The sequence below is a fragment of the Sphingopyxis sp. H115 genome (genome assembly GCF_001468465.1).
GTDB lineage: Bacteria > Pseudomonadota > Alphaproteobacteria > Sphingomonadales > Sphingomonadaceae > Sphingopyxis.
In genome coordinates this window covers 171,079-194,638 of the sequence record NZ_LNSA01000003.1, presented here as the reverse complement: position 1 = coordinate 194,638, position 23,560 = coordinate 171,079, and the positions used below count along the sequence as shown (strand labels likewise).

Below are 23,560 nucleotides of genomic sequence, written 5' to 3'. Positions count from 1 at the left end.
GCATGAGCGAGCCCCGGGAGCACCGGCAGGAAACGCCGGAAGGCGATATCTGCTGGTTCGAATGGGGTGAGCGCGGCGAGAGCCCCTCGGTACTCCTGCTTCACGCGACGGGCTTTCACGCCCGTCTCTGGGATCGGGTCGTCGCGGCGCTGCCGGCCGGCACGCATGTCGTCGCACCCGATCACCGCGGTCATGGGCGGAGCTATCGTCCCGCGACGCTTGCCAACTGGGCCGCGACCTCCGACGCGCTGCTGCCGCTGCTCGACGGGCTTGGCGGACATCCGCTCGTTGGTTGCGGGCACAGCATGGGCGCCTATGTGCTGACGCGGCTCGCCTCGCAGCGTCCGGCCGCGTTCCGACACCTGGCCCTGATCGATCCCGTGATCATGGATCCCGCGCTCTACGAGGGCGAGAGCGTCAGGCCGATCCCCGACCCCGCCGACCATCCGGTCGCGCGGCGCCGTAACGCCTGGGCCGACGCCGAAGAGATGCGCGCGCGTTTCGCCGACCGGCCGCCCTATGCCAATTGGGACCCGCGCGTCCTCGCCGATTATTGCACCCACGGCCTTCTGCCCGCTGTCGGCGGGGAGGGGTTCGAACTTGCCTGTCCGCCAGCGCTCGAGGCGTCGGTCTATCAAAATGCGCTCCGCACCAGTCCGCACGAATGGCTGCACTATCTGTCAGTGCCCTCGACGCTGATCCGCGCGCCGACCGGCGAGCGCGGCGGCCCGCTCGATTTTTCGCTGAGCCCGACCTGGACCGGGCTCGGCCCCGAAATCGGCGCCAGGCGCGACGAGCTGTGGGCCGACCACAGCCATTTCATCCCGATGGAAGCGCCCGCGCGTGTCGCCGCGCTGCTTGCTGGACTGCTCTGATCAGCGCGTGGGTAAGGAAGCCCGCGCCCGCTGTCCCAGAAACTGACAGCGATGCATCGCCCTTGGTAGGACGCGTGGGCTTGCGCTAGGATATGCCAATGACGATCTCGCTCTCCGATTATGAAACCGGCGCCCGCTTCGAAGGCGACTATTCCGACACGCTCAAGGCGCTGGAGGGCCGGCTCGAACGGCTTCAGGCCGCGCACATCACCCATGCCCAGCGCAGCGTGATCATGCTCGAAGGTTGGGACGCCGCGGGGAAGGGCGGGATCATCCAGCGGCTGACCGCGTCGCTCGACCCGCGCTATTTCGAGGTCTGGCCGATCGGCGCGCCGAACGAAGAGGAAAAGGCGCGCCATTTTCTCTGGCGTTTCTGGAAGCGCCTGCCGGGGAACCGCGAAATTTCGATCTTCGACCGCAGCTGGTACGGCCGCGTCCTCGTCGAGCGCGTCGAAGGCTATGCGACCGAAGCCGAATGGCGCAAAAGCTACGACGAAATCAACGAGTTCGAAGCACAACTGACCGGCAGCCGTACCAATCTCGTCAAATTGTTCGTCCACGTCACGCAGGCCGAACAGGACCGGCGCTTCGCCGACCGGCTCGACGATCCGTGGAAGCGATGGAAGACCGGCACCGAGGATTATCGCAACCGGTCGAAGCGGAAGCATTATCTTGCGGCGATGGACGAGATGTTCGCGCAAACCAACACGCGCTGGGCGCCGTGGAAGGTGATCGACGGCAATAACAAGAAGGCCGCGCGCATCGCGGCGCTGACCTATATTGTCGACACGCTCGAAGCGGCGGTGCCGATGACCCCGCCCGAACTCGATCCTGCCGTGGTGAAGCTGGCGTCCAAGGCCTTCGGCTACAAGCCCAAAGACTAGGTTTTTAGCCCCGCTCGGCTAGTAATTCGCGCCCCCTGCCGCTACATGGGGATGATGAGCCGCGCCAAGAGATCCGACGATTGGGGTTTTCCCCGCTGGCGCCCCTATGGCTCCTCGCGCGAGGCGCAGAAGGTGCGCCTGTGCGACCGTCACGGGTGCAGCGAGCCCGGTAACTGCCCCGCACCCAAGTCGCCGAACAGCCCCGAACGCTGGTATTTCTGCGAAACCCACGCGGCCGAATATAATCGCGGCTGGGACTATTTCGCGGGCCTTTCGGCCGAGGATGCCGCGGCGCGCGCCGCCGAGGAAGCGCAAGGTGCGCGCAGCTATGCCCGCGCACAGCATTATGCCTGGGGCGGTTCGGGCGACGGCAGCCGCAGCGCCGACGAGATGCGCGCGCTCGAACTCCTAGGCCTCGACCCCGACGCCGATTTCGACGCGACCAAAAAGGCCTGGCGCGCCTATGCCAAGGAGTGCCACCCCGACGTAAAGCCGGGCGACGAAGAGGCCGCGAAGCGCTTCGCCGCAGGACAGGCGGCGTTCGAGGTGCTCAAGCAGGCCGAAGAGCGCAAGAGCTGGAAGCCGGCATAGGGCGCCCGGTTTCGAGCGGTTGCTGGCCCTTAGCCCCTAGTCCCCGGGCTTGATCCAGGGGCCGGGACGCCGGCGCTGCTAAGGATCGCGGATCAAGCCCGGGATGACGAAGGGATTGGGTGCGGCGACAGCTCACCATTCCAAAACCGCCAAGCGGCAGAAGTGGGCGATGGCCGCTTACCCGAATGTTTCAACCACTTCGGCCAGCGCGAGCCAGCGGTCTTCGGCCGCGGCCTTTTCCTCGCGCAGCTTGTCGAGCTTGGCCGTCAGCGTGTTGAAGCGCGCGTTATCACGCGTGAAGATGGTGCTGTCGGATAGTTCGGCTTCGATTTTCGCCATTTCGCTTTCGATTTCCTCGATCCGGACCGGTAGCAGATCATAGTCGCGCTGGTCTTTGTAGGAGAGCTTTTTGCGCGCTTGCGGAGGTGGGGGCGGGGCGGTGGTTCCCGCGACCTTGACCTTGGCGCTGTTCGGTTTGACCCGTTTCGCCTCCCAGTCGGCATAGCCACCCGCGACGATGTCGACCTTGCCGGTGCCGTCGAGGCCGAGCGTCACCGTTACCGTGCGGTCGAGGAAGTCGCGGTCGTGGCTGACGAGCAGCACGGTGCCGGCATAGTCGGCGATGACTTCCTGGAGCAGGTCGAGCGTTTCGAGGTCGAGGTCGTTGGTCGGCTCGTCGAGGACGAGCAGGTTCGATTCGCGGGCGAACTCGCGGGCGAGGAGGAGGCGCGAGCGCTCGCCGCCCGATAGCGCGCCGACGCTCGCCTCGACGACGCCTGGGTCGAAGAGGAACTCTTTCAAATAACCTTGGATATGTTTTTTGACGCCGCGCACCTCGACCCAGTCGCCGCCGTCGGCGAGCACGTCACGGACGCGCTTTTCGGGCGAGAGCAGGCTGCGCTGCTGGTCGATGATGATGCCGTCGAGCGTCGGAGCGAGGGTGATGCTGCCTTCGTCGGGCGCGATCTCGCCGGTGAGCAGCTTGAGCAGGGTCGATTTGCCCGCGCCGTTGGCGCCGACGATGCCGATACGGTCGCCGCGCTGGACGCGGAAATCGAGGTTCCTGATGATCGTGCGGTCGCCGAAGCTCTTGCTCACATTTTCGGCGACGATCACCGATTTCGAGCGGACATCGTCGTTGGCGAGGCCGAGTTTGGCAACGCCGGGACCGCCGATCATCGCGGCGCGGGTCGCGCGCATTTCCTTCAATTTCTCGAGCCGGCCCTGGTTGCGCTTGCGCCGCGCCGTGACCCCGCGTTCGAGCCAGTGCGCCTCGAGCCGCAGCTTCGAATCGAGCTTTTGGGCGGCGCGCATTTCCTCCGCGGCGACGGCATCGCTCCATTCCTCGAAGCCGCCGAAGCCGATTTCCTTGCGGCGGATGCTGCCGCGGTCAAGCCACAGGGTCTGGCGCGTCAGACGGGTCAGGAAGGTGCGGTCGTGGCTGATCGCGACGAACGCGCCTGTGTAGCGCGCGAGCCAGCTTTCGAGCCAGTCGATCGCGGCGAGGTCGAGATGGTTGGTCGGCTCGTCGAGGAGCAGCACGTCGGGGTTCTGCGCCAAAGCGCGCGCGAGCGCGGCGCGGCGGCGCTCGCCGCCCGAGGCGCTGGCGGCTGTGCGGCTCATGTCGATGCCGAGTTGGTCGGCGATGGCTGCCACCTCATGCTCGGGCGGGCCGTCGTCGCCCGCGATGGCGAAGTCCATCAGTGTCGCAAAGGGACGGAAATCGGGTTCCTGTTCGAGCATCACGACATGGGTGCCGGGGACGATCGTACGCTTGCCCTTGTCGGGATCGATCCGCCCCGCGAGCAGTTTGAGCAGCGTGGTCTTGCCCGCGCCATTGCGGCCGATCAGCGCCAGCCGATCGCGTTCGCCGACGTAAATGTCTAGATCCTGGAACAGCCAACCGCTGCCCTGCACAAGACCGAGGCCTTCATAAGATAAAATCGGTGCTGCCATGATGAACGGCGCGCTACCGACACGTTCAGCATCATGCAAGCGCCGTGCGCGCAAAGGCCGGAACGCGTTCGCTCCGTCTGCGTTACGGGGCGGAGATCATAATGAACCGGAAACCCGGTTCGCAGGAGAATGAAATGACGAAGCAAATGCTCGCCGCTATGGCATCCGGACTGGCCCTGATGGCGGCGGTGCCCGCCGTCGCGCAACAAGGAGGTTCGACGGTGACGGCAGCAACGACGCAGGGACCGATTTTGAGCTTCAGCGTCAGCGAGGAGGTGCGTTCGCGCCCTGACCAGGCGACGGTCGGAGCCGGCGTGACGACGACCGCGCCTACTGCGGTCGAAGCGATGCGCGCCAATGCTGCGGCGATGGACAAGCTGATCGCCGCTGCCAAGGCGCGCGGGATCAAGGCCGAGGATATCCAGACGAGCGGCATCAACCTGTCTCCACAATATGATTATAACAACCGCACCGACGGCCAGCCGCCGCGTTTCCTTGGCTATCAGGTGTCGAACAGCGTGCGCGCGACGACACCCAAGATCGACGATATCGGCCCGCTGCTCGACGCGCTGGTCGCCGCTGGCGGCACCAATGTCGATGGGCCGTGGTTCGGCATGAAGGATCCCGACGCGCAGCTCGTCGGCGCGCGCGGCACCGCGATCAAGGCGGCCGAAGCGAAGGCGCAGGATTATGCGCGGCTCGCGGGCTTTCGCGGCGTCGAGCTGATCTCGATCAGTGAGGGCAGCTTTGGCGGGCCGCAGCCGCCGATGCCGATGGTCCGGTTGCAGGCGATGGATGCTGCCGGCAAGGCGACGCCGGTCGAGCCGGGGCAGGTCACGAATACGCTGACCCTGAATTTCCAGTACCGGCTGGTGCGGTAATTCAACCGGGGGTCGGCGAAACCCGACCCCTATCCCCATTCGTGTCGAGCCCTTCGACTGCCTTGGCAAGCGCTCAGGATAAACGTCGACCTTTGGTCGAAGTCGAGACACTGTGAAGGCTCGTGCTGCCGGTGGGTGTCTCGACTTCGCTCGACACGAACGGGTTTGGGCGGGCTATCGGCCCAGCTCCCCCTCCGCCCACGGCCATGGCCGTTCGCGGAACCATTTGGTGATGATATATTTGCGGCCCTTGCGCACCTTCATTCCGTGATGGAGCGTGTCGGGGTTAGCGGTTCCGTCGCTCCGAACATTGTTCCACGCGAGCAGCTTGCCCGTTTCAGGCTGATGCATCTTCCCCGTCGCGAGAAAGCGCGTGGCGCCCCCGGCGCCGGGTTCGTTGAGATAGATCATCAGCGTCCAGCTGCGCTGGCCGGGGACCGCGCAATAGGTTTCCCAGTCGCTGCCGTGCGGATCGAAATAGTCGGTGTGCGCCTTGAACTCCTGTCCGACATCGTAGCGCTGGCCCTGCATCGGTTCGCCAAATTCGAGCGGGATACCAGTGAGGTCGTGGAGCTTGCGGTTGACCCCAATTACCAGCGGGTCGCGGTGATCGAGGTCACAGGTCGTGCTCGTCCGAAAGGCGTCGTCACCGTTCGGATCGGCGATCGTCGAGGGTCGCACATCGCGGTCGATCTGCGCAATCAGTGCGGCGCAGGTTTCGGCATCGAGGAAGTGCGACAGCATGAACTGTTGGAGCTTTGGCGTCGGCGCGCGACGGATGCCGGGGACGGCGGCAAGCCGCTGCGCGGTACGGTCGGCGCCCGAGGTCGCCATGTCGACATGTTCGTTGCCAGCCATGACGCGCTTTTAGTGGCTTGCTCGCGAGCGAACAATGCTTGACGAAGGGGGAGGGCGCGCCTATCGCCGCGCGCTGTCGCAGCGGCTTTGCGCGCGGCATGTGGCGACCATAGCTCAGTTGGTTAGAGCGCCGGTTTGTGGTACCGGAGGTCGCGGGTTCGAGCCCCGTTGGTCGCCCCACCTTTTCTATCTTCACGCTTGTGCGGGATTTGGGGTGACTCTCAATCCCTATTGGATTATTGCGTATTTACGTAATTTTCTAATGCGAGGAGCCGCGCATGTCTGCTGTCTGGGATTTCGCCGATTTCGACGATCATGAACATGTTCACATGTTCCGCGATCGCGTGAGCGGGCTCACGGCGGTCATCGCCGTCCACTCGACCCACCTCGGCCCCGGCGCGGGCGGCGTGCGTTACTGGCATTATCCGCAGCGCGCGGCGGCGATCACCGACGCGCTGCGCCTGTCGCGCGGGATGAGCTACAAAAATGCGATGGCCGGGCTGCCGATGGGCGGCGGCAAGGGCGTGATCCTGGCCGACGAGGGCGCGGCAAAGACCCCCGAACTGCTCGCGGCGTTCGGCCGCGCAGTCGAGTCGCTGGGCGGCGCTTATGTCACCGCCGAGGACGTCGGGATCACCGACGCCGACATGGTCGAAATTTCGAAGCAGACGAAGCATGTCAGCGGACTGCCGGTTGCTAGCGGCGCCGATGCAGGCGGCGATCCGGGGCCGTTCACCGCGCTGGGCGTCTATCTGGGGATCAAGGCGGCGATCCGGCAGGGGCTGGGAACCGACAGCGCCAAGGATGTGCGTATCGCGATCCAGGGGGTCGGCAGCGTCGGCGGCGGTGTTGCGCGGCGGTTGGCGGCCGAAGGGGCGAAGTTGACGCTCGCCGACGTCAATCTTGCGCGAGCGCGGGCGCTGGCCGAGGAACTGGGCGCCGAACTCGCCGATTCGGCGGCGATCATGGAAGTCGAAGCCGACGTATTGAGCCCCAACGCGCTGGGCGCGATCCTGACCGAGCAAAGCATCGAAAAGCTGCGCGTGCCGATCGTCGCGGGCGGTGCGAACAACCAGCTTGCCACCGCGCTCGACGGCCAGCGTGTGCACGACCGCGGCATCGTCTATGCCCCCGATTATGTGATCAATGCCGGCGGCATCATTAACGTTGCGCTGGAGTATCTAGGGCAGGGCAGCCGCGAGGAAGTCGAGAGCCGTATCCATCAGATTCCCGGCCGCCTCGCCGAGATATGGGCGGAGAGCAAGGCCAGCGGGACGCCCGCGTCGGTCGTCGCCGACCGCATGGCGCAGAAGCTGATCGGGCGGGGGTAAGCGTGGCCCCCACGCGGGCGGGGGCCGCTATCGGTATAATCAAACGCCTCCAGCGGCGGCAAGCAGAGTCACGCGCCTCTGCGCACCCTTCGCGGGTGTCGCGAAGGGCTGGCGCGGGATGCGAATTCCGCTAAGCCAGCCCCAGATGAAACGGCACTTCTATCTGGTCGCAGGCTGGGCTGCGCTGGGACTCGGCGCGATCGGCGCCTTCCTGCCCCTGCTGCCGACGGTGCCTTTCGTCATCCTTGCGGCCTTCTGCTTCGCACGATCGTCGCCGCGACTGGAAAGCTGGCTGCTCACCCACCCGCGTTTCGGACATCATATCGTCGCCTGGCGCGACAAGGGCGCGATCAGCCGCAAAGGGAAGCTGGCGGCGACGCTAGCCTTTGCCGTCAGCATCGTGCTGGCGGCGATTTTATCTCCTTGGCCGTGGGTCATGCTTCCTGTGATCGCCGCAGTCGTTACCGGCAGCTGGATATGGACAAGGCCGGAAGCATAGCCTCCGGCCCTTCCCGTTCACCCTTAAGCGCGGTCAGAAATCGACCGATACGCGCCCGTAGACGAAGCGACCGCTGAACCCGAACGGCGACTGTGCCGAATAGGGCAGGAAGCTGTTGTTCAGCCCGTAGTTGAAACCGTCGACCGTCCCGACCGGCAGGCGATCGGGATATTCGTCGAGCAGATTGTTGGCGCCGACGGCGAGCCCGACCTTGTCGAACAATTTGTAACGCAGTTCGAGATCGACGACCCACTTGGGCGACAGGGTGATGTCACCGGGGGCGTCGCCCTTGCCGATTGTGATGTCGTTGACCCCGCCGACTGGCAGGAAGACCGAGCCATAGCGATTGGCGCGCAGCGTCAGGCCGGCCGGCCCAGCTTCCCAATCGAGCCCGACGTTCAGCTTGTTCGACGGCTGGCCGTCGGTCAGGCGGAAGCTTTCGGGCCGCGCGAACAGGCGTTGCGCGGTAAAGCCGCTGAACGTCCGGCGATCGGTGATCTTGGTGTCGTTGATATTATAACCGGCGGTCAGCGTGATTCGGCCGGCGCCGAAATCGGGTAGGCGATAGCTCGCGACGACATCGAGTCCCTGCGTCCGCGTGTCGATGCCGTTGATGAAGAAACGCGCCGACGTGCCGTTGACCCCGGCATCTTCCAATATGTCTTCGACGTCGGCGCCTTGCAGATTTTCGGTCAGGGTGATCCGGTCGTTGATCTTGATGTTGTAATAATCGACCGTGATGTTCAGCCCCGGCACCATCGAAAAGACGACGCCGCCGCCGAGATTGACCGATTTTTCGGGTTCGAGCGGTTCGGCGCCCAAGGCGACGGCGATCGGTGAACCGACAGGAAAAGTGCCGATTTCGATCAGCCCGACCCCCGCGACATTGTTCGTCGAGGTGGTTGAGAAAAATTGCTGCGCCATGCCGGGTGCGCGGAAGCCGGTCGAGATCGAGCCGCGAAAGGCAAGGCCGTCGACGGGTTCGAAGCGCGCGGCGAATTTGCCGTTCACCGTGTCGCCGAAATCGGAGAAATGTTCGTAGCGGCCCGCGACCTGAACGCTGAACATATCGCCGATGTCGGCGTCGAGTTCGAGATAGCCGGCAAAGCTGTCGCGCGATGCGTCGATTGCGGTGGTCGGCGAGAAGCCGGGGAACACCTGCGCGCCTGGCGCTGCGCCGTTGGTGAAGGTGTAGGGGCCGGCGATATAGCTGGCCGGTTCGCCGGCGACGATCTTGTAATTTTCGTTGCGCCATTCGCCACCGACGGCAAGCGTCGTGTCGCCGAGCCCGAAGTCGAGGTCGCGCGACGCGTCGAAATTGACCGAGGTCTGGCCCGCACGCAGCCCGCCCGCATCGAAGTTGCGCGGGCTGCCCAAGCTGCCGAGCGAGGTATTGATGCTGTTTTCGACACCATAGTCAAGGCGGTTCGATCCATAGTTTACCGACAGGTCGAGGTTCCAGCCGGCGGTTTCGCCACGCAGGCCCCCGGCGATCGCGATGTCGCGGATCGTGCTGGTAATGATGGGCAGGAAGCCGTCGGGATAGATCGGAGCGCCGCCATTGTCCCAGTCGGCATTGCGCGAATCCTGCGCGCGGCGATAGAATCCGGCACCATTGGCGTCGCGCACGCCATAGCTGCCGAAGCTGTAAAGCTCCCATTCGGCGCCGACGTCCATCCCGGCGTTGAAGAAGAAGTTCATATCCTTGGATTCGCCGTCGCCGTAGCGATGGTAGAAACGATCGACGGTCACCTCGCGCGGGTCGCCCTGACCGGCATAGTTGCGGCGCAGGTCGGGACCCGAACGGTTGGTTGGCGCGCGATCCTTATATTCGGCGGTGAAGTTGAAATAGCCGCCCGGACCGACGGGCAGCCCGATGTTTGTCGCCATCGTCCAGGTTTCGCCGTCGCGCCGCTTGCGGTCTTCGTCGGTGAGAGTGATGACGGGGTTTTCGCTGCCGCTGCCGGTCAGCGTCGGCGCGACGCTGGCGACATTCTTCACGTCCTCCATGGTCGTGATATATTTGCCGTAGCTGATCTGCGCGCGGCCGCCTTCGCGCCGTTTGAGCTGGATGTTGATCACCCCGGCGATCGCGTCGGAGCCATATTGCGACGAGGCGCCGTCGCGCAGCACTTCGATCCGGTCGATTGCGAGCGGTGGGATCGTGTTCATGTCGACCCCTGACGAGCCGCGGCCGACCGACCCGTTGAGGTTGAGCAGCGCGGACAGATGGCGGCGCTTGCCGTTGACCAGCACGAGCACCTGATCGGGCGCGAGTCCGCGGAGCGTTGCGGGGCGCAGCGAGTCCGTGCCGTCGGTCAGCGATGGTTGCGGGAAATTGAACGAGGGGACGAGCTGGTTGAGCAGCCGGTTGGTTTCGGTGGTGCCGCTGTTCTGGAGCGAGTCGCTGGAGATGACGTCGATCGGCACGGTGCTGTCGGCGACGGTGCGATCAGTCCGGCGCGTGCCAGTGACGATGATCGTCGCGCTTTCATCGGCGGCTTCGGCGGCGGCGCCGCCGTCCTGTGCAAAGGCGGGGACCGCAACGCCGCTGGCGACCAGTGCGGCGGAAAGGGCGAGGCGCGAGGCGCAATGGGCAGTTTTCATGATCTCTTCCCTGTTTTGCGATGCGAGTTGCATCGGAGGAACAGGATTGAGCGGGGTCGCCCCGATCGCCAGTGAAAATCGCGCTATCGCGACGGTTTTGTTACGTTTTCAGGGCTATTGTGGTAACGATGTCACAGGACTGTCATAGCTAATGAAATAAAATTCCGTCAAACCAAGGGTATCGATACCATTGTTACAAGGGCGGGCGCGCCGCAATGGACTGGACCGCGCGCCCGCGCTCGCTTAAGGCTCGGCGCGCATGCACGCCTACGCCAATCCAACGCGCTTTCTTGCGATCGCCAAGCCGCTGACTCCGTGGTTGCTCGGCGTCGGGCTGCTCCTTGTACTCGGCGGCGCATGGGCCGGGCTGGCAATGGTTCCGGGCGATTACAAGCAGGGCGAAACCGCGCGCATTCTTTACGTCCATGTCCCATCGGCGTGGCTCGGCATGGGCGGCTGGACGTCGCTGGCGGTCGCGGGGCTGGTGCAACTCGTCTGGCGCCACCCCTTGTCGGGTATCGCGGCACGCGCGATCGCGGTGCCGGGGATGCTGTTCACTGCTCTATGTCTTGCGACCGGATCGATCTGGGGCCGCCCGACGTGGGGGACCTGGTGGGAATGGGACGGACGGATGACCTCGATGCTCGTCCTGCTGTTTCTCTACGCGGGCTTTATTGCGCTCACGAGCGGTGACGACGGGCAGCGGCAGGGCGGTTCGCTGTCGCGCGGTGCGGCGATCTATGCGCTGGTCGGCGCGATCAACATCCCGATCATCAACCGCAGCGTCGTATGGTGGAACAGCCTGCACCAAGGCCCCAGCATCACGTTGCGTGGTTCGAGCATCGATGGCGCCTTGCTGTGGCCGCTGGGCTTGACCCTGTTCGGCTTTTCGCTGTTATTCGGGGCGATCGTGCTGATGCGGATGCGGCGGATTATCGCCGACAACCGCGTTTCGGCACGGCTGCGGCGATTGGCCGACGAGGAGGATTGACGCGTGACGGGGGTGATCAGCGGGGGCGGCCAATGGGCGTTCGTCGCCGCGGCCTATGGACTGACGGCGGTGCTGAGCGGCGCGGTGCTGTGGGCAAGCTGGCGCGCGATGAAAAAGGCCGAGAAGCGCAGCGACGCGCTGCGAAAGGACCGCAAGTGAAGGCGAAGCATCAACGGCTGATCCTCGCGCTCGTCGCGCTCGGCGGCGTGGCGGGAGCGGGTGTGCTCGCGGCGAGCGCGCTGCGCGACGAGGCCGCCTATTTCCGCACCCCTGTCGAGGTGCAGGGCGGCAAGGCGGGGGTCGGCGAGGCGATGCGGCTGGGCGGGATGGTCGCCAAGGGGAGCATCGTGCGGCAGGCCGACGGGCTGACGATCCGCTTTGTCGCGACCGATGGAAAGGCGGCGGTTCCGGTCGAATATAAGGGCATCGTCCCCGACCTGTTCGGCGAGGAAAGCGGCATGGTCGCCGACGGCCGAATGCGCGCCGACGGGGTGTTCGTGGCCGACCGCATCCTCGCGAAGCATGACGAGCGCTATATGCCGCCGCAGATGGGCGAGATGCCGAAGAATATGAAGGCGCCGGCTGCGACATGATCGCCGAGCTCGGTCTCGCCCTGTTGTGGATGGCGGCGGCGCTTGCGTGCTTGTCGCTGGTCGCGGGAACGCTGTTCCTGCGCGGCGGTTCGAAGGACCTGGCAGCGCTTGTCCGGCCGGCGAGCGTCGCGCAGGGCGTACTGACGACTGCGGCCTTCGGCCTTCTGATCGCACTGTTCGCGCGGTCGGACATGTCGGTCGAGTTGGTCGCGCGCAACAGCAACAGCCTGAAACCGATGATCTTCAAGATCGCGGGGACGTGGGGCAATCACGAAGGGTCGATGTTGCTGTGGCTGATGATCCTCTCGCTGTCGGGCGGGCTGATCGCGATTTTTGAGAAGCGGCTGCGCGAGGATACGCTGATCGCGACGCTCGCGGCTCAGGCGGCGCTGAGCCTCGGCTTCTTCGCTTTCCTGCTTTTCTCGTCGAACCCGTTCAAGCGGCTGCCGGTCGCGCCGCCGGACGGGCAGGGGCTCAATCCGCTGTTGCAGGACATCGGTCTCGCCTTCCATCCCCCGACGCTCTACGTCGGCTATGTCGGGCTGTCGGTCGCGTTCAGCTTTGCCGTCGGCGCGCTGATCACGCGCGAGATTGGCCCGGCGTTCGCGCGGGCGATGCGGCCGTGGGTGCTCGGCAGCTGGATTTTCCTCACGCTCGGCATCACCGCCGGCAGCTACTGGGCCTATTATGAGCTTGGCTGGGGCGGATGGTGGTTCTGGGATCCGGTCGAGAATGTGTCGCTCGTGCCGTGGCTCGCGGGGGCGGCGCTGCTTCACTCGGTCGCGGTGACCGCGACGCGCAACGCGCTGCGCGCGTGGACCGTGATGCTCGCGGTGATCGGCTTTTCGATGTCGATGGTCGGCACCTTCATCGTGCGGTCGGGGCTTTTGACGAGCGTCCACAGTTTTGCGGTCGATCCCGAGCGCGGCACCTTTCTACTCGTGCTGATGGCGATCTATATCGGTGGCGCGCTGACCCTGTTCGCGCTGCGCGCCGGCAGCGTGGCCGAGGGCAAGAAATTTGCGCTCTTGAGCCGTGAAGGCTCGCTGGTGATCAACAATCTGCTGCTCACCACGATCCTTGCGCTCGTGTTGCTCGGCACGCTCTATCCGATCGTCGCCGAGGCGATGGGCGAGAAGATTTCGGTCGGGCCGCCCTATTATAACAAGGTCGCGGGCCCGCTCGCGCTGATCCTGTGCCTTGTAATGGTCGCAGGGCCGCTGCTGAGCTGGCGCAAGGATGACGGAAAAAGGCTGTGGTCGCGGCTGCCGCTGGCGATCTTTGCCGGTGCGGCGGTGCTGTTCGCGCTGATCCTGTTCGGTGGCAAGGTCGGAGTTTTGCCGCTTTTGGGCATGACCGTCGCGGGAATCGTCGCGGTTGCGAGCCTCGCGCCGCTGTGGGGGCGCAACCTCCGCCGCACGCCGCTGCCGACCTGGGGCATGGTCGTCGCGCATTTCGGTGTCGCGGTGTGCCTTGCCGGGATGGGCGCCGAAAGCGCCTTCATCAAGGAGCGGCTGGTCGCGGCGGCACCCGGCGACGATATAAGGATCGGTGATTTTTCGGTGAAATTCGTCGGGGTGAAGCCGGTCGCGGGGCCGAACTATACTGCGATTGAGGGCGCGCTGGTCGCGACGACGTCGTCGGGAAGCCGCTTTACGATGAAGCCCGAGGCGCGCACCTTTCCGGGCCTGATGGGCACCGCACCGACCGAGACGAACGAGGCGGCGCTGCTGACGCGGCCGGGCGGGCAGCTCTACGCGGTTCTCGGCCAGCCAGTGACGAGCGACGACGGCCGTGCCGACCGATATCAGATCCGGTTGTGGTGGAAGCCGCTGGTGTGGTGGATATGGCTTGGCGGCGCGCTGATCGCGATAGGCGCGGCGCTATCGATGCTGGGTCGCGCACAATTGCTGGCGATCTGGCGCGCGCGGCGTGCCGGCAAATTGCAGGAACGTTTTGCACCATGAAGAACCGCTGGGTCCTGTTCGTGCCATTGGCGATCATGGGGCTGCTGTTCGGCGCCTTCATCTATCGGCTGGTGACGCCCGCCGAGACGCTGATCCAGTCGCAATGGATCGACAAGCCGATGCCCTTGTTCGACCTGCCGCCCGCGACCGCGGGGGTCGAGGGGCTGAAGAGCAGCCAGCTTGCCGACGGCAAGCCGCGGCTGGTCAATGTATTCGCCAGCTGGTGCATCCCGTGCCGCGCCGAGGCGCCGCAGCTCGAGGCGCTGAAGGCCGCAGGGGTGTCGATCGACGGCATCGCGATCCGCGACCGGCCGGAGGATGTCGCGATGTTCCTGCGCGAATATGGCAATCCATTCGACCGCATCGGGGCGGACATGCAGAGCAGCGTCCAGATCGCGCTCGGGTCGTCGGGCGTGCCAGAAACCTTCCTGATCGACGGCAAGGGGATTATCCGCGAGCAAATCCAGGGCGTGATCCTGGCCGACCAGGTGCCCGAGATCGTCGCGAAGCTGGAGGCGATGAAGTGAGCTTGCGGCTGATCCTGCTATGTCTGCTCGGCGCGCTGGCGCTGCCGCTGGCGGCGCAGGATAGGCTGCCGCCCGCGCCCTATGCCTATCAGCAGCTGAGCGATCCGGCCAAGGAAGCGCGTGCCAAGGCGCTGATGGAGGAACTGCGCTGCCTTGTCTGTCAGGGGCAGTCGATTGCCGATAGCGATGCGCCGCTCGCGGGCGATATGCGGCACGAGGTGCGCAGCAAGATCGCGGCGGGCGAGAGCCCCGACGAGATCAAGGCGTGGCTCGTCGCGCGCTATGGAAATTGGGTGAGCTATGACCCGCCCTTCGACGCGGCGACGGCGTTGTTGTGGCTGGGGCCATTGTTATTCCTCGTGGTTGGCGGATGGCTGGCGTTCGGTCGGTTTCGGCGCGGCGAGAGCGACGGGGACGATGCCGCATGATCTGGCTGTGGGTTCTTTTTGCTGCGGCGCTGACGATCGGCGGCATTTTCTGGCTGGGCCGACTGCCGGCGGCGGCACGGCCGCTCGCGGGGGCCGCGGTGATGCTGGGGCTTGCGGGCTATGCGCTGCAGGGGAGCCCGTCGCTGCCGGGCAAGCCCGTTGCGGCGCCCGAAGAGCCCGAAGGATTTGGCGAGGCGATCACCGACCAGCGGCAAGGCATGTCCGAACGCTTCGGTCCCGCCGCGCAGTGGCTCGGAATGTCCGACGGCTTCGCGCGCACCGGCAAGACCGAATTGGCCGCCAAGACGCTGGAAAAAGGGCTGGAGAGCCATCCGGACAATGTCGATCTGTGGGTCGGGCTGGGCAATGCGCTCGCCGCGCACAGCGGCGGGATGATGTCGCCCGCGGCCGCGTTGGCATTCGACGAGGCGGCGAAGCGCGACCCGACACATCCCGCGCCCCCCTTCTTCGCGGGTCTGGCGCTCGCGCAGGGCGGCGACCTGAAGGGTGCCGAGGCGGTGTGGAGCCAGCTTCTCGCGCGCAGCCCCGCCGACGCGCCGTGGCGGGCGGACCTCGAGATGCGGCTTGCGCAACTGCGGCAGGCGCTCGGGCCGCAGCTTCCGCCGGAGGTTCCGGGCGACGAGTCGGCCGGTGTGCCGGGCGGGGGCGTCCCGAATTGAAACCTATTACAAAAGCTCCAGCTCGTCTAAAGGCGCGCGATGACTGCTGAGTCGCAACGGGCGGCCGAAGGCGCGCAAAGCGCCATCGAGGCTGCCGCCGATACCGGCCATCACGGCCATGGACATCATGGCGATGGCAGGCTGAAGCTTGCCGTCGGCGCGATCGGCGTCGTGTTCGGCGATATCGGTACCAGCCCGCTCTATGCGTTTCGCGAAACCTTTGCCGGGCATCATCCGATCGAGCCCGACCGGCTACATATCTATGGCGTGCTGAGCCTCGTCTTCTGGTCGATGATGCTCGTCGTGACATTCAAATATGTCATGACGATCATGCGCGCCGACAACAAGGGCGAGGGCGGAAGCCTGGCGCTGCTCGCGCTGATCAGCCGGTCGTCGGAAGGCAAGCGTTGGACCTGGCCGATCGTGCTGCTCGGCGTGTTCGCGACCGCGCTTTTCTATGGCGACAGCATGATCACGCCTGCGATGTCGGTGCTCTCGGCGACCGAGGGGTTGAGTTATGTCAACAAGGGCTTCGAGCCCTATATCGTGCCGATCGCGCTCGCGATTCTGATCGGCCTGTTCGCGCTCCAGTCGCGCGGGACGGCGAAGGTCGGGATGCTGTTCGGGCCGATCATGCTCTCCTATTTCACGATGCTGGCGATCCTCGGCCTTATCCATATCGTCGATCATCCGGGGATCATCCTCGAAACGCTGAACCCGCTCAATGCGCTGCGCTTCTTCTATGTCGACGGTTTCACCGCTTTCATCGCGCTGGGCGCCGTGGTGCTCGCGGTGACGGGGGCCGAGGCACTCTATGCAGACATGGGGCATTTCGGTCGTGGGCCGATCGGGCTCAGCTGGCTGGCCTTCGTGCTGCCGGCGTTGATGCTGAACTATATGGGGCAGGGCGCGATGGTGCTCGACGCCGAGATGGGGCCGCGCGGCGACCTGATCGCCGATCCCTTTTTCCAGATGATGCCCGATGCCTGGCAGGTCCCCGTGGTGATCCTGGCGATCCTCGCGACGATCATTGCAAGTCAGGCGGTGATTTCGGGTGCCTTCTCGCTGACCCAGCAGGCGATCCAGCTCGGCTTCATGCCGCGCCTGCGTGTCGAGCACACCAGCGCGTCGGCGCAGGGGCAGATCTATATTCCGATGGTCAATTGGGGGTTGATGGTGATGGTGATCATCCTCGTCCTCTTTTTTGGTTCGTCGAGCAATCTTGCCGCAGCCTATGGCATTGCGGTGACGGGTGCGATGTTCATCGACACCTGCTTGATGAGCGTCGTGCTCTTCACGCTGTGGAAATGGCCGGCGTGGAAGGCGCTGCCCGTGCTCGCCGTCTTTTTCATCGTCGATATCGCCTATTTCGGCGCGAACCTGATCAAGGTGCCCGATGGCGGCTGGGTCCCGCTGGCAATCGGCCTCACCATCTTCACGCTGCTGACCACCTGGTCGCGCGGGCGCAAGCTGATGCAGCAGGAAATGGCCGAAGGCGCGATGCCGATCCCGGTTTTCGTGAAATCGGCGGCGAACAGCGCGACGCGCGTTCCCGGCACCGCGGTGTTCATGACGTCGAGCAGCGATGGCGTGCCGCACGCGCTGCTCCATAACCTCAAGCACAACAAGGTACTGCACCAGCGCATCATCCTGCTGACGATCAAGATCGCCGACGTGCCCTATGTCCGCGCGGAAAATCACTGCGCGCTCGACGATCTGGGGCAGGGGTTCCACCGGCTGATCCTGAACTACGGCTTCATGCAGCCGATCGACGTGCCCGACGCGCTGAAGCGCGTGACAAGCTGTGGCGGCGAATTCAAGATGTTGGAGACGAGCTTTTTCCTGTCGCGACAGACGCTCATCGCCGCGAGCAAGCCGGGAATGCCGATCTGGCGCGAGAAGCTGTTCGCGTGGATGCTGCGCAATTCGGAAAGCGCGATGGAATATTTCCGCCTGCCGACGAACCGCGTCGTCGAGCTGGGCAGCCAGGTCGCGATTTGACCAAGATCCGCCAGGGTTAACTTTGCGACATTCACGAATAAGCGTTTGAACATCGGGGTCAGTCTTGCGATGCAAGGGAGACCCATAAAAGGCCGCGCAACACGATGGATGTCGGCAATAGCGACGCTTTGAACTTGCCGGTACCGCCGGAACCCTTCGCCCTTATCGCCGGCGTGACGAGTCCGGTGGGGGCGGTCGAAGCGTCGCTGCGCCGGATGGGATTGAAGCCCGAGCGGGTCGACGATGCGCCCGGCGCCGCGGTGGAGTTGATCGCGGTGCCGCGTTTCCGCCTGTCGTTCGGGGCGCTATCGGTGCTGGCCGGCCCCGCCGCCGCCGCGGCGCTGGATTTCGCCGATCCCGGCCATCCTTCGACCAGCCAGCTCGCCGCGAGTCTGCCGTCGAAGTGGCGCGCGGGCGGCGCGTGCTGGATATTCATCCATGAACCCGAGCGCGCGCCATCGACCTCGCCGCCGGCAAGGACGACGCAGATGCGCGAATTTTTCAAAGCGATGGTGCTGTTGATCGACCTGTTCGATGCCAGCCATATATTCTGGTCGCCAGCGCGGCTGTGGTCCGACGCACCACAATTTCGCGCGTCGATCGCCGAAATGCTGGTGAGCGGCATGCCGCCGGTGCTCCACGTCGTCGCGTTCCGGCGCAAGGACCTGGTGGAGGGGAGCGCGATGGGAACGCGCGGACTGGCCCTGTTTGCCGGGCAGGAACTGGAAGCGCGAGTGCCCGACGGCTGGACGGCGGCGGAGATGGTGCGGCGACTGTCGCGGCTGGCGCTCGACATGATGCTCAACGGCCCGATCCGCGAAGCGCGGAGTATGCGCGGGCTGGAAGCGGGCGAGTGGATCGATCTGTTGCCGCTGCCGGGCGGCGAACGACAAAGGTCGACGGTCGTTGTCGAATTTGGCCGCGACGGTTGAGGTTGGCGCGGGGGTGGCAGGGCGCGCCAGCGGCGCGGGACGGGTTCCAGCGCCACCACCTCATGCCGGTCAGCCTGATGCAACGTCCGCAAATGGCGGCGATGTTCGAGCAGCTGCGCGCCGAGGGGTTCGCGCTACGGCATTTCGGTCGCAACGGGTTGATCCTGCCCGCGTGCGAACGCGCCGCCTTGCAGTCGGGTCACGCGCTGCATCGCGGGCCGCATCGGGGCTATAGCGACGTGGTCGCGGCACGCGTCGAGGCGATCCGCGTGCATTTCGCGCTGCAGGCGTCGGACGACCTGCGCCATGCGCGTCGTACCGCCGTCATGCGCTTGCGGCTGTTGCAGGACACGATGCGCCGTGCGCTGACCGATCGGCACGGCGCCGGGTTTTGGCTCAACCGGCGCGACCCGATGCGGTTGTTCGTCGATCGCCCCTATCTGGACGAAGCGATCGACAAGCTTTTCGGGGCCTAGGCGGCGTCGGGCGCGACCGCTAGTTCTCGCCAGAAAGGCAGCTCCCCACCTCATTTCCGCCGTTCGGTGTCTACGCGCGAGAACGAAATAAGGCGCGGGTGGGCTGCGGCGGAAATCGGCGCCATTCGATCAAGCCCGCTTGTCTCGAATCCGCAAGCAGCTAATTTGCCGCGCATGGCACCCTCTTCCCGCGCCCAGACGCGCAAGCTCCCCTGGTATCTCCGCCCGTTCAAATGGCTGCTGTGGTTCGTCGCGATTTCGATCGCGTGGGTACTCGTCTATGTCGTCGTGCCGCCGCCGGTGACGCTGACCATGCTAACCGACGGCAACGGAATTACCAAGGATTGGGAAGGCCTGTCCCGCATCGATCGCAACATGGTGCGCGCGGTGATCGCGGCGGAGGACGGAAAATTTTGTTCGCACGACGGCTTTGACCGCGAAGCGATCGAAGAGGCGATCGAACGCAACGCCAAGGGCAAGCGGATGCGCGGCGGATCGACGATCAGCCAGCAGACCGCGAAAAATGTCTTCCTCTGGCAGGGCAGCGGCTGGACGCGCTATGTCCGCAAGGTGCCCGAGGTCTGGTTCACTTTCCTGATCGAGAAAATCTGGGGCAAGCGCCGGATTATGGAAGTCTATCTGAACGTCGCCGAGACGGGGATAGGCACCTATGGCGTCGAAGCGGGCGCGCAGCGTTATTTCAAGCATGGCGCGGACAGGTTGACCCCGCGCGAGGCTGCGCGGATCGCAGCCATTCTGCCGCTGCCGAAGAAGCGCGAGGCAATCAGCCCTTCGGGCTTCACGCGCCGCTACGGCAATACCATCACCGCGCGCATCGGACAGGTGCGACGCGACGGGCTGGACGGGTGCGTCTATAAATAACGGCAGCGATGGGGCGCTGGGCTGCCCCTTTGCGAACCCCGGCGCGCGCCGCGGGAAAACGCAAGGTTGGTGTAGCAATTCTGGGGGCCCGCGTTCGCCGGGGGCAACTATCGGCCAGAAGCGGCCATCCCTGGTCTGCAATCGATGCGCCGCATAATAGCATCTGCCGCCGCAGCGGCGCATGAAAAAGGGGCGCGGAACCTGTGCTCCGCGCCCCCTATTTCATATTCGGGCCGATTAGCTGGCCGGCTTTTGCGCCGGGGCCGGCGCCGCGTCGGCGGTCGCTTCGGCCTGCGGTGCGGGCTCGCCCGTCGCCTGCGCCACCGCAGCAGCGAATTGTTCGGCGGTATAGGCGGCGGCAAGGCCTGCGGGCGACATCAGGAAGGCGCTGCGCGGAAGGCTGACGTCGTCGCCGGCGGCGGTGGTGACGACGACCGTGTCGGCGCTGGCCGACTTGACCTTGCCGAGGACGGCGGCGCCCTTCAGGCTGCGGACGTCGGCACCGGGGGTGAGCGCGGCGGCGACCGCAGCGTCATCTGCGGCGGCGGCGGTGTTCACTTCCTGCATCGCAGCCGCAAACTGCTCGGCGGTGAAGCTGGTCGCGAGACCGGATTGTCCGACGAAAAAGGCGTTGCGCGGCAGTTTCACGTCGCCGGTCGGCGTGGTGAGGACGACGCCGTCCTGCGCGACGAGCTTGACCTTGCCAAGCACCGTCGCGCCGCTGACGCCGCGCACGTCGGCGCCAGGCTGCAAGGCTGCGGTGAGCTTGGCTTCGCTGCCGGCATTGGCCTGATCGACTGCGGCGACGACCTGGGCTTTGGTAGCGCCGATCGTCGGGCCTTTTTCAAGCTGGCCAAATGCGTTGGAGGGGAGGGTTACTTGTTTGCCCTCGCCCAGATCGACGACGACATTGGCGCCCGCCACGCTGGTGACGGTGCCGAGTTCGGCGCCTTCGGAATCAAAAACCTTGGTGCCCGCCGTCAGGTTGACGGTCGCGGCGGCGGCATCCTGCGCCAGAACAGGCGCGGCGGCGATGGCCGACATGCCAAGAGAAATGGTTGCAACAAAGCCTGCGAATTTCCGCATCGCTTTCGGTCTCCTTTGGTGTTGATGGAACGCTTGTCCGTTCAACGCGCGGAAGGGCGCAAGGGCCACGCCAAGGTGGACGAGCCGTGCGTTGGACGCGACGAGCCGAGCAAATCGGCTCGGCGGTCCAAGCTTGAGCGGGCTTTTGTGCCGTTTGAGGCCACGAGCACGCGGTCGAGGCGCGCCTTTTTTAGCGCGCGGCGCCGGTCGCGAGGTCGATCCCCTTTTTCATGGTCACGTGGCGGGCGGCGACGGCATTGCTACCCGCCATGGTCAGCGCGAGCAGGCCGACGACGAGCGCGTCGAGCAGCAGCAGCGGCCAGTCGAGGAGCGCAGGGCCGAAGATCGCGGCAAAGCTGAGCGCATAATGCGCGATCATCAGCGGCAGCACCCCCGCAAGGATCAGCAGTACGGTCCGCCAGAAACTGCCGGCCACGATCCGGGCCGAGCGGATCGGACCGATCGCGGTGTTGCCCAGCGTCCATGCGACGGTCCATGCCACGAAATAAATGCCGGCGATGGCGCCGAGCAGGGCGAGGGCGTAACCCGTCCATTGCGCGGCGGTGCCGGTGAGGCCGATCAAGCCGGTGAGCGACGGGCCGAACAGCGTCCACCATTGTTGCAGGGCGTTCAGCGCGAACAAGATGAGCCACAGGCCGATGGCGGGCCATTCGATACGGCGCGCGCGCGCTGCATCGCGGTCGAACAGGATGTATCGGGTGAACCAGTAGCCAGGCAGCAGAATGGCGAGTGTCTTGGCGAAGCCGAATTGCAGGCGCAGCGGGTCGGTCTCGGCTGCCTTGGCACCGGCGATGCCGTTGTACATGCCCGCTTGCCATTCGACGATATGCTGCGCGAGCTCCACGAGTACGGGGACAAGGAAGAGCAGCGGGCAGGCGAGCGCAAAGGCCCAGGCGCCGCGATAGATGGATGCGATATCAGTCTTCATCGGGGGCGCCTTCGGGATCGAAAAGGATGAGTTCGCCGGGCTGGCATTCGAGAACGCGGCAGATTGCGTCGAGCGTCGAGAAGCGGATCGCCCGGGCCTTACCGGTCTTGAGCACCGACAGGTTGGCGACGGTGATGTCGACGCGTTCGCTGAGTTCGGTCAGCGTCATGCGCCGCCGCCACAGCATGTCGTCGAGCTGGATGCGGATTGCCATCAGATCGTCTGTTCCAGCTCTTCGCGCATCGCCGCGCCGCGTTCAAAGATACGCGCGAGGATGAAGAGCATGAGCGTGGCGAGCCAGCCGGTGAGGCCGAAACTCCAGCCGAAATATTCGCCCGTGCGCTCGCTCGCCGCGATGCTGACGAAACCAAAGGCGAGATCGAGCAGCTGGATGCCGAGTAGCGCCCAGGCGACATGGCGGAGGCGCGCGGCATTCGCGCTGGCGAAGGGGTTGCCTGCACGCGCATCGTCGATCATCGCGATCAGCCGCGTCAGGATGACATGCGCGAGCAGGATGACCGGCGCGGTGATGACCAGGACCCATTGCAGCCATGTCACCGCGGCTTCGGGGTGCTTCATCTTGCCATCGAGCGCCGCCGCCAACATGTCGGGAGCGGCAAAGGCGACAAAGGCGAAGGTCGCGAGGATCAGCAGCCCGGCCACCCAGTTCAGAATATTCAGCCCCGCAAGCAGCCTCCGGCTCCACTGCAACATCGCGAATCTCCCGATATTCGATATAAGATATATCGATAATCGATAAATTATATATTGCAATACGGTAAATCGCGACATCCGCGCCGCGCCCGCGGAGATCGCGCTTTCGCTTGGGGGCGGGGACCTTTGTTGCTAGGCTGGCCGGATCGCAAGCCAGTGGGAGATGTGCCATGAAATCGGACGACGACATGATGGCGCGGCGGATGCTGCTGGCGGGGGTGGCGGGAATGTTGGCGCTGGCCCATGCCCCCTGGGCGATGGCGAAGCTTCCGAAAAGCGGGGTGAAGGGGCTGATCGCGGGCGCGTCCGACGGCGCGCTCGACAAACTGGCCGAACCGGGCGCCTTCTACCGCGATACGGCGGTGCGCATCCTGTTGCCGGGCGCAGGTGGCAAGCTGGCGTCCAAATTGTTCGGCATGGGCGACAAGCTGGGGCTCACTACCAATTTGACCAAGAGCCTGAACGATGCCGGCGGCAAGGCGGCGGGCGAGGCGAAGCCGGTGTTTCGTGCTGCGATCGACAATCTGCGCTGGACGGATGCGCCGGGGCTGGTGTCAAAGAATGACGGCGCGACGCGTTACCTCGAACGGAGCGCGGGCGACGTGCTGTTCGGCAAGGTGTCGCCGCTCGTCGGATCGGCGCTCGAAAGCGTCGGCGCCTATCGCCAGCTCGACCAGCTGTCGCAGGGCAACCAGCTGATGGTCTCGGCCGGGTTGTCGCGCGACGGGTTGACGCGGTCGGTGACGCAGCAGGCACTGAAAGGCATTTTCCATTATATGGCGAGCGAAGAGGCCACGTTGCGGCGAAATCCGGCGGCGTTGTTGAAGGGCGTGTTTTAGGAGGGTGGCCGCC

25 protein-coding genes and 1 tRNA gene are annotated in these 23,560 nt (G+C 65.2%); 19 read left to right on the top strand and 7 right to left on the bottom strand.

Features of this window, described 5'->3' with window-relative positions; genetic code table 11:
* Positions 1-2 precede the first annotated feature (2 nt).
* From ATE71_RS03905 to ATE71_RS03895, 3 genes are all read left to right on the top strand, one after another.
* Positions 3-875 (top strand): alpha/beta fold hydrolase, encoded by an 873-nt coding sequence (locus tag ATE71_RS03905; RefSeq protein WP_058802123.1) that lies wholly within the window; start codon positions 3-5, stop codon positions 873-875.
* Positions 876-973: 98 nt separating this feature from the next.
* Positions 974-1,759 carry a polyphosphate kinase 2 family protein gene (locus ATE71_RS03900; protein WP_058802122.1) on the top strand — a complete coding sequence of 262 codons (786 nt, stop codon included), beginning with the start codon at positions 974-976 and terminating at the stop codon, positions 1,757-1,759.
* Between the two features lie 45 nt (positions 1,760-1,804).
* Positions 1,805-2,350: a J domain-containing protein gene (locus ATE71_RS03895; protein ID WP_082665067.1), complete on the top strand. Its 546-nt coding sequence runs from the start codon at positions 1,805-1,807 to the stop codon at positions 2,348-2,350.
* 177 nt (positions 2,351-2,527) lie between these two features.
* Here the strand turns inward: ATE71_RS03895 and ATE71_RS03890 are convergent, their stop codons facing one another.
* Positions 2,528-4,306 (bottom strand): ABC-F family ATP-binding cassette domain-containing protein, encoded by a 1,779-nt coding sequence (locus ATE71_RS03890; RefSeq protein WP_058802180.1) that lies wholly within the window; start codon positions 4,304-4,306, stop codon positions 2,528-2,530.
* Between the two features lie 134 nt (positions 4,307-4,440).
* On the opposite strand from ATE71_RS03890, the gene ATE71_RS03885 reads away from it, so the two are divergent.
* Positions 4,441-5,187: an SIMPL domain-containing protein gene (locus ATE71_RS03885; protein WP_082665075.1), complete on the top strand. Its 747-nt coding sequence runs from the start codon at positions 4,441-4,443 to the stop codon at positions 5,185-5,187.
* A 174-nt stretch (positions 5,188-5,361) separates the two neighbouring features.
* On the opposite strand, the gene ATE71_RS03880 is transcribed toward ATE71_RS03885, so the two are convergent.
* Positions 5,362-6,045 carry a prolyl hydroxylase family protein gene (locus ATE71_RS03880; RefSeq protein WP_235587892.1) on the bottom strand — a complete coding sequence of 228 codons (684 nt, stop codon included), beginning with the start codon at positions 6,043-6,045 and terminating at the stop codon, positions 5,362-5,364.
* A 103-nt stretch (positions 6,046-6,148) separates the two neighbouring features.
* Between ATE71_RS03880 and ATE71_RS03875 the strand changes: the two genes are divergently transcribed.
* The 3 genes from ATE71_RS03875 to ATE71_RS03865 all read left to right on the top strand — a co-directional run bounded on the left by ATE71_RS03875 (position 6,149) and on the right by ATE71_RS03865 (position 7,875).
* Positions 6,149-6,225 (top strand) — tRNA-His (locus tag ATE71_RS03875).
* Positions 6,226-6,323: 98 nt separating this feature from the next.
* Complete coding sequence (locus tag ATE71_RS03870) at positions 6,324-7,376, top strand: Glu/Leu/Phe/Val family dehydrogenase (RefSeq protein ID WP_058802121.1); 1,053 nt, start codon at positions 6,324-6,326, stop codon at positions 7,374-7,376.
* Positions 7,377-7,521: 145 nt separating this feature from the next.
* Complete coding sequence (locus ATE71_RS03865) at positions 7,522-7,875, top strand: YbaN family protein (protein ID WP_058802120.1); 354 nt, start codon at positions 7,522-7,524, stop codon at positions 7,873-7,875.
* A 33-nt stretch (positions 7,876-7,908) separates the two neighbouring features.
* Here ATE71_RS03865 and ATE71_RS03860 read toward each other — a convergent pair whose 3' ends face one another.
* On the bottom strand, positions 7,909-10,482 hold the full coding sequence (locus ATE71_RS03860; RefSeq protein WP_082665074.1) for a TonB-dependent receptor plug domain-containing protein: 2,574 nt from the start codon (positions 10,480-10,482) through the stop codon (positions 7,909-7,911).
* Between the two features lie 259 nt (positions 10,483-10,741).
* On the opposite strand from ATE71_RS03860, the gene ccmC reads away from it, so the two are divergent.
* The 11 genes from ccmC (at position 10,742) to mtgA (ending at position 19,959) form a co-directional block, all read left to right on the top strand.
* A complete protein-coding gene (gene ccmC, locus ATE71_RS03855) occupies positions 10,742-11,473 on the top strand; it encodes a heme ABC transporter permease CcmC (protein ID WP_058802118.1) in 732 nt (243 codons plus the stop codon).
* Between the two features lie 3 nt (positions 11,474-11,476).
* Complete coding sequence (locus ATE71_RS22700; protein ID WP_201022918.1) at positions 11,477-11,632, top strand: hypothetical protein; 156 nt, start codon at positions 11,477-11,479, stop codon at positions 11,630-11,632.
* Positions 11,629-12,066 (top strand): cytochrome c maturation protein CcmE, encoded by a 438-nt coding sequence (ccmE, locus tag ATE71_RS03850; protein WP_058802117.1) that lies wholly within the window; start codon positions 11,629-11,631, stop codon positions 12,064-12,066. Before ATE71_RS22700 ends, ccmE begins: the two co-directional genes overlap by 4 nt.
* Positions 12,063-14,033, top strand: a complete 1,971-nt coding sequence (locus ATE71_RS03845; protein WP_058802116.1) for a heme lyase CcmF/NrfE family subunit — start codon at positions 12,063-12,065, stop codon at positions 14,031-14,033. The genes ccmE and ATE71_RS03845 overlap by 4 nt, the downstream gene beginning before the upstream one ends.
* Positions 14,030-14,560 carry a DsbE family thiol:disulfide interchange protein gene (locus tag ATE71_RS03840; protein WP_058802115.1) on the top strand — a complete coding sequence of 177 codons (531 nt, stop codon included), beginning with the start codon at positions 14,030-14,032 and terminating at the stop codon, positions 14,558-14,560. Before ATE71_RS03845 ends, ATE71_RS03840 begins: the two co-directional genes overlap by 4 nt.
* Positions 14,557-14,988, top strand: a complete 432-nt coding sequence (locus ATE71_RS03835) for a cytochrome c-type biogenesis protein (protein WP_082665066.1) — start codon at positions 14,557-14,559, stop codon at positions 14,986-14,988. The genes ATE71_RS03840 and ATE71_RS03835 overlap by 4 nt, the downstream gene beginning before the upstream one ends.
* Positions 14,985-15,668, top strand: coding sequence for a tetratricopeptide repeat protein (locus tag ATE71_RS03830; protein ID WP_058802113.1), 684 nt, complete (start codon positions 14,985-14,987; stop codon positions 15,666-15,668). Before ATE71_RS03835 ends, ATE71_RS03830 begins: the two co-directional genes overlap by 4 nt.
* A gap of 39 nt (positions 15,669-15,707) precedes the next feature.
* Positions 15,708-17,669: a potassium transporter Kup gene (locus tag ATE71_RS03825; RefSeq protein ID WP_058802112.1), complete on the top strand. Its 1,962-nt coding sequence runs from the start codon at positions 15,708-15,710 to the stop codon at positions 17,667-17,669.
* A gap of 104 nt (positions 17,670-17,773) precedes the next feature.
* Positions 17,774-18,601, top strand: coding sequence for a hypothetical protein (locus tag ATE71_RS03820; protein ID WP_058802111.1), 828 nt, complete (start codon positions 17,774-17,776; stop codon positions 18,599-18,601).
* On the top strand, positions 18,523-19,077 hold the full coding sequence (locus ATE71_RS03815; protein ID WP_268801407.1) for an AHH domain-containing protein: 555 nt from the start codon (positions 18,523-18,525) through the stop codon (positions 19,075-19,077). The genes ATE71_RS03820 and ATE71_RS03815 overlap by 79 nt, the downstream gene beginning before the upstream one ends.
* 174 nt (positions 19,078-19,251) lie before the next feature.
* Positions 19,252-19,959: a monofunctional biosynthetic peptidoglycan transglycosylase gene (gene mtgA, locus ATE71_RS03810; RefSeq protein WP_058802109.1), complete on the top strand. Its 708-nt coding sequence runs from the start codon at positions 19,252-19,254 to the stop codon at positions 19,957-19,959.
* Positions 19,960-20,196: 237 nt separating this feature from the next.
* Here the strand turns inward: mtgA and ATE71_RS03805 are convergent, their stop codons facing one another.
* From ATE71_RS03805 to ATE71_RS03790, 4 genes are all read right to left on the bottom strand, one after another.
* A complete protein-coding gene (locus ATE71_RS03805; RefSeq protein ID WP_201022917.1) occupies positions 20,197-21,045 on the bottom strand; it encodes a hypothetical protein in 849 nt (282 codons plus the stop codon).
* A 190-nt stretch (positions 21,046-21,235) separates the two neighbouring features.
* Complete coding sequence (locus ATE71_RS03800) at positions 21,236-21,994, bottom strand: hypothetical protein (protein WP_058802108.1); 759 nt, start codon at positions 21,992-21,994, stop codon at positions 21,236-21,238.
* The gene (locus tag ATE71_RS03795; RefSeq protein ID WP_058802107.1) at positions 21,984-22,208 is read right to left on the bottom strand and encodes a helix-turn-helix domain-containing protein; all 225 of its coding nucleotides are present in this window, start codon (positions 22,206-22,208) and stop codon (positions 21,984-21,986) included. Before ATE71_RS03795 ends, ATE71_RS03800 begins: the two co-directional genes overlap by 11 nt.
* Entirely contained in the window at positions 22,208-22,708 is a 501-nt protein-coding gene (locus ATE71_RS03790; protein WP_058802106.1) for a DUF2975 domain-containing protein, read from the bottom strand. The genes ATE71_RS03795 and ATE71_RS03790 overlap by 1 nt, the downstream gene beginning before the upstream one ends.
* 170 nt (positions 22,709-22,878) lie before the next feature.
* Here ATE71_RS03790 and ATE71_RS03785 point away from each other — a divergent pair, with 170 nt between their 5' ends.
* Positions 22,879-23,547, top strand: coding sequence for a DUF4197 domain-containing protein (locus tag ATE71_RS03785; RefSeq protein ID WP_058802105.1), 669 nt, complete (start codon positions 22,879-22,881; stop codon positions 23,545-23,547).
* Positions 23,548-23,560: the final 13 nt, after the last annotated feature.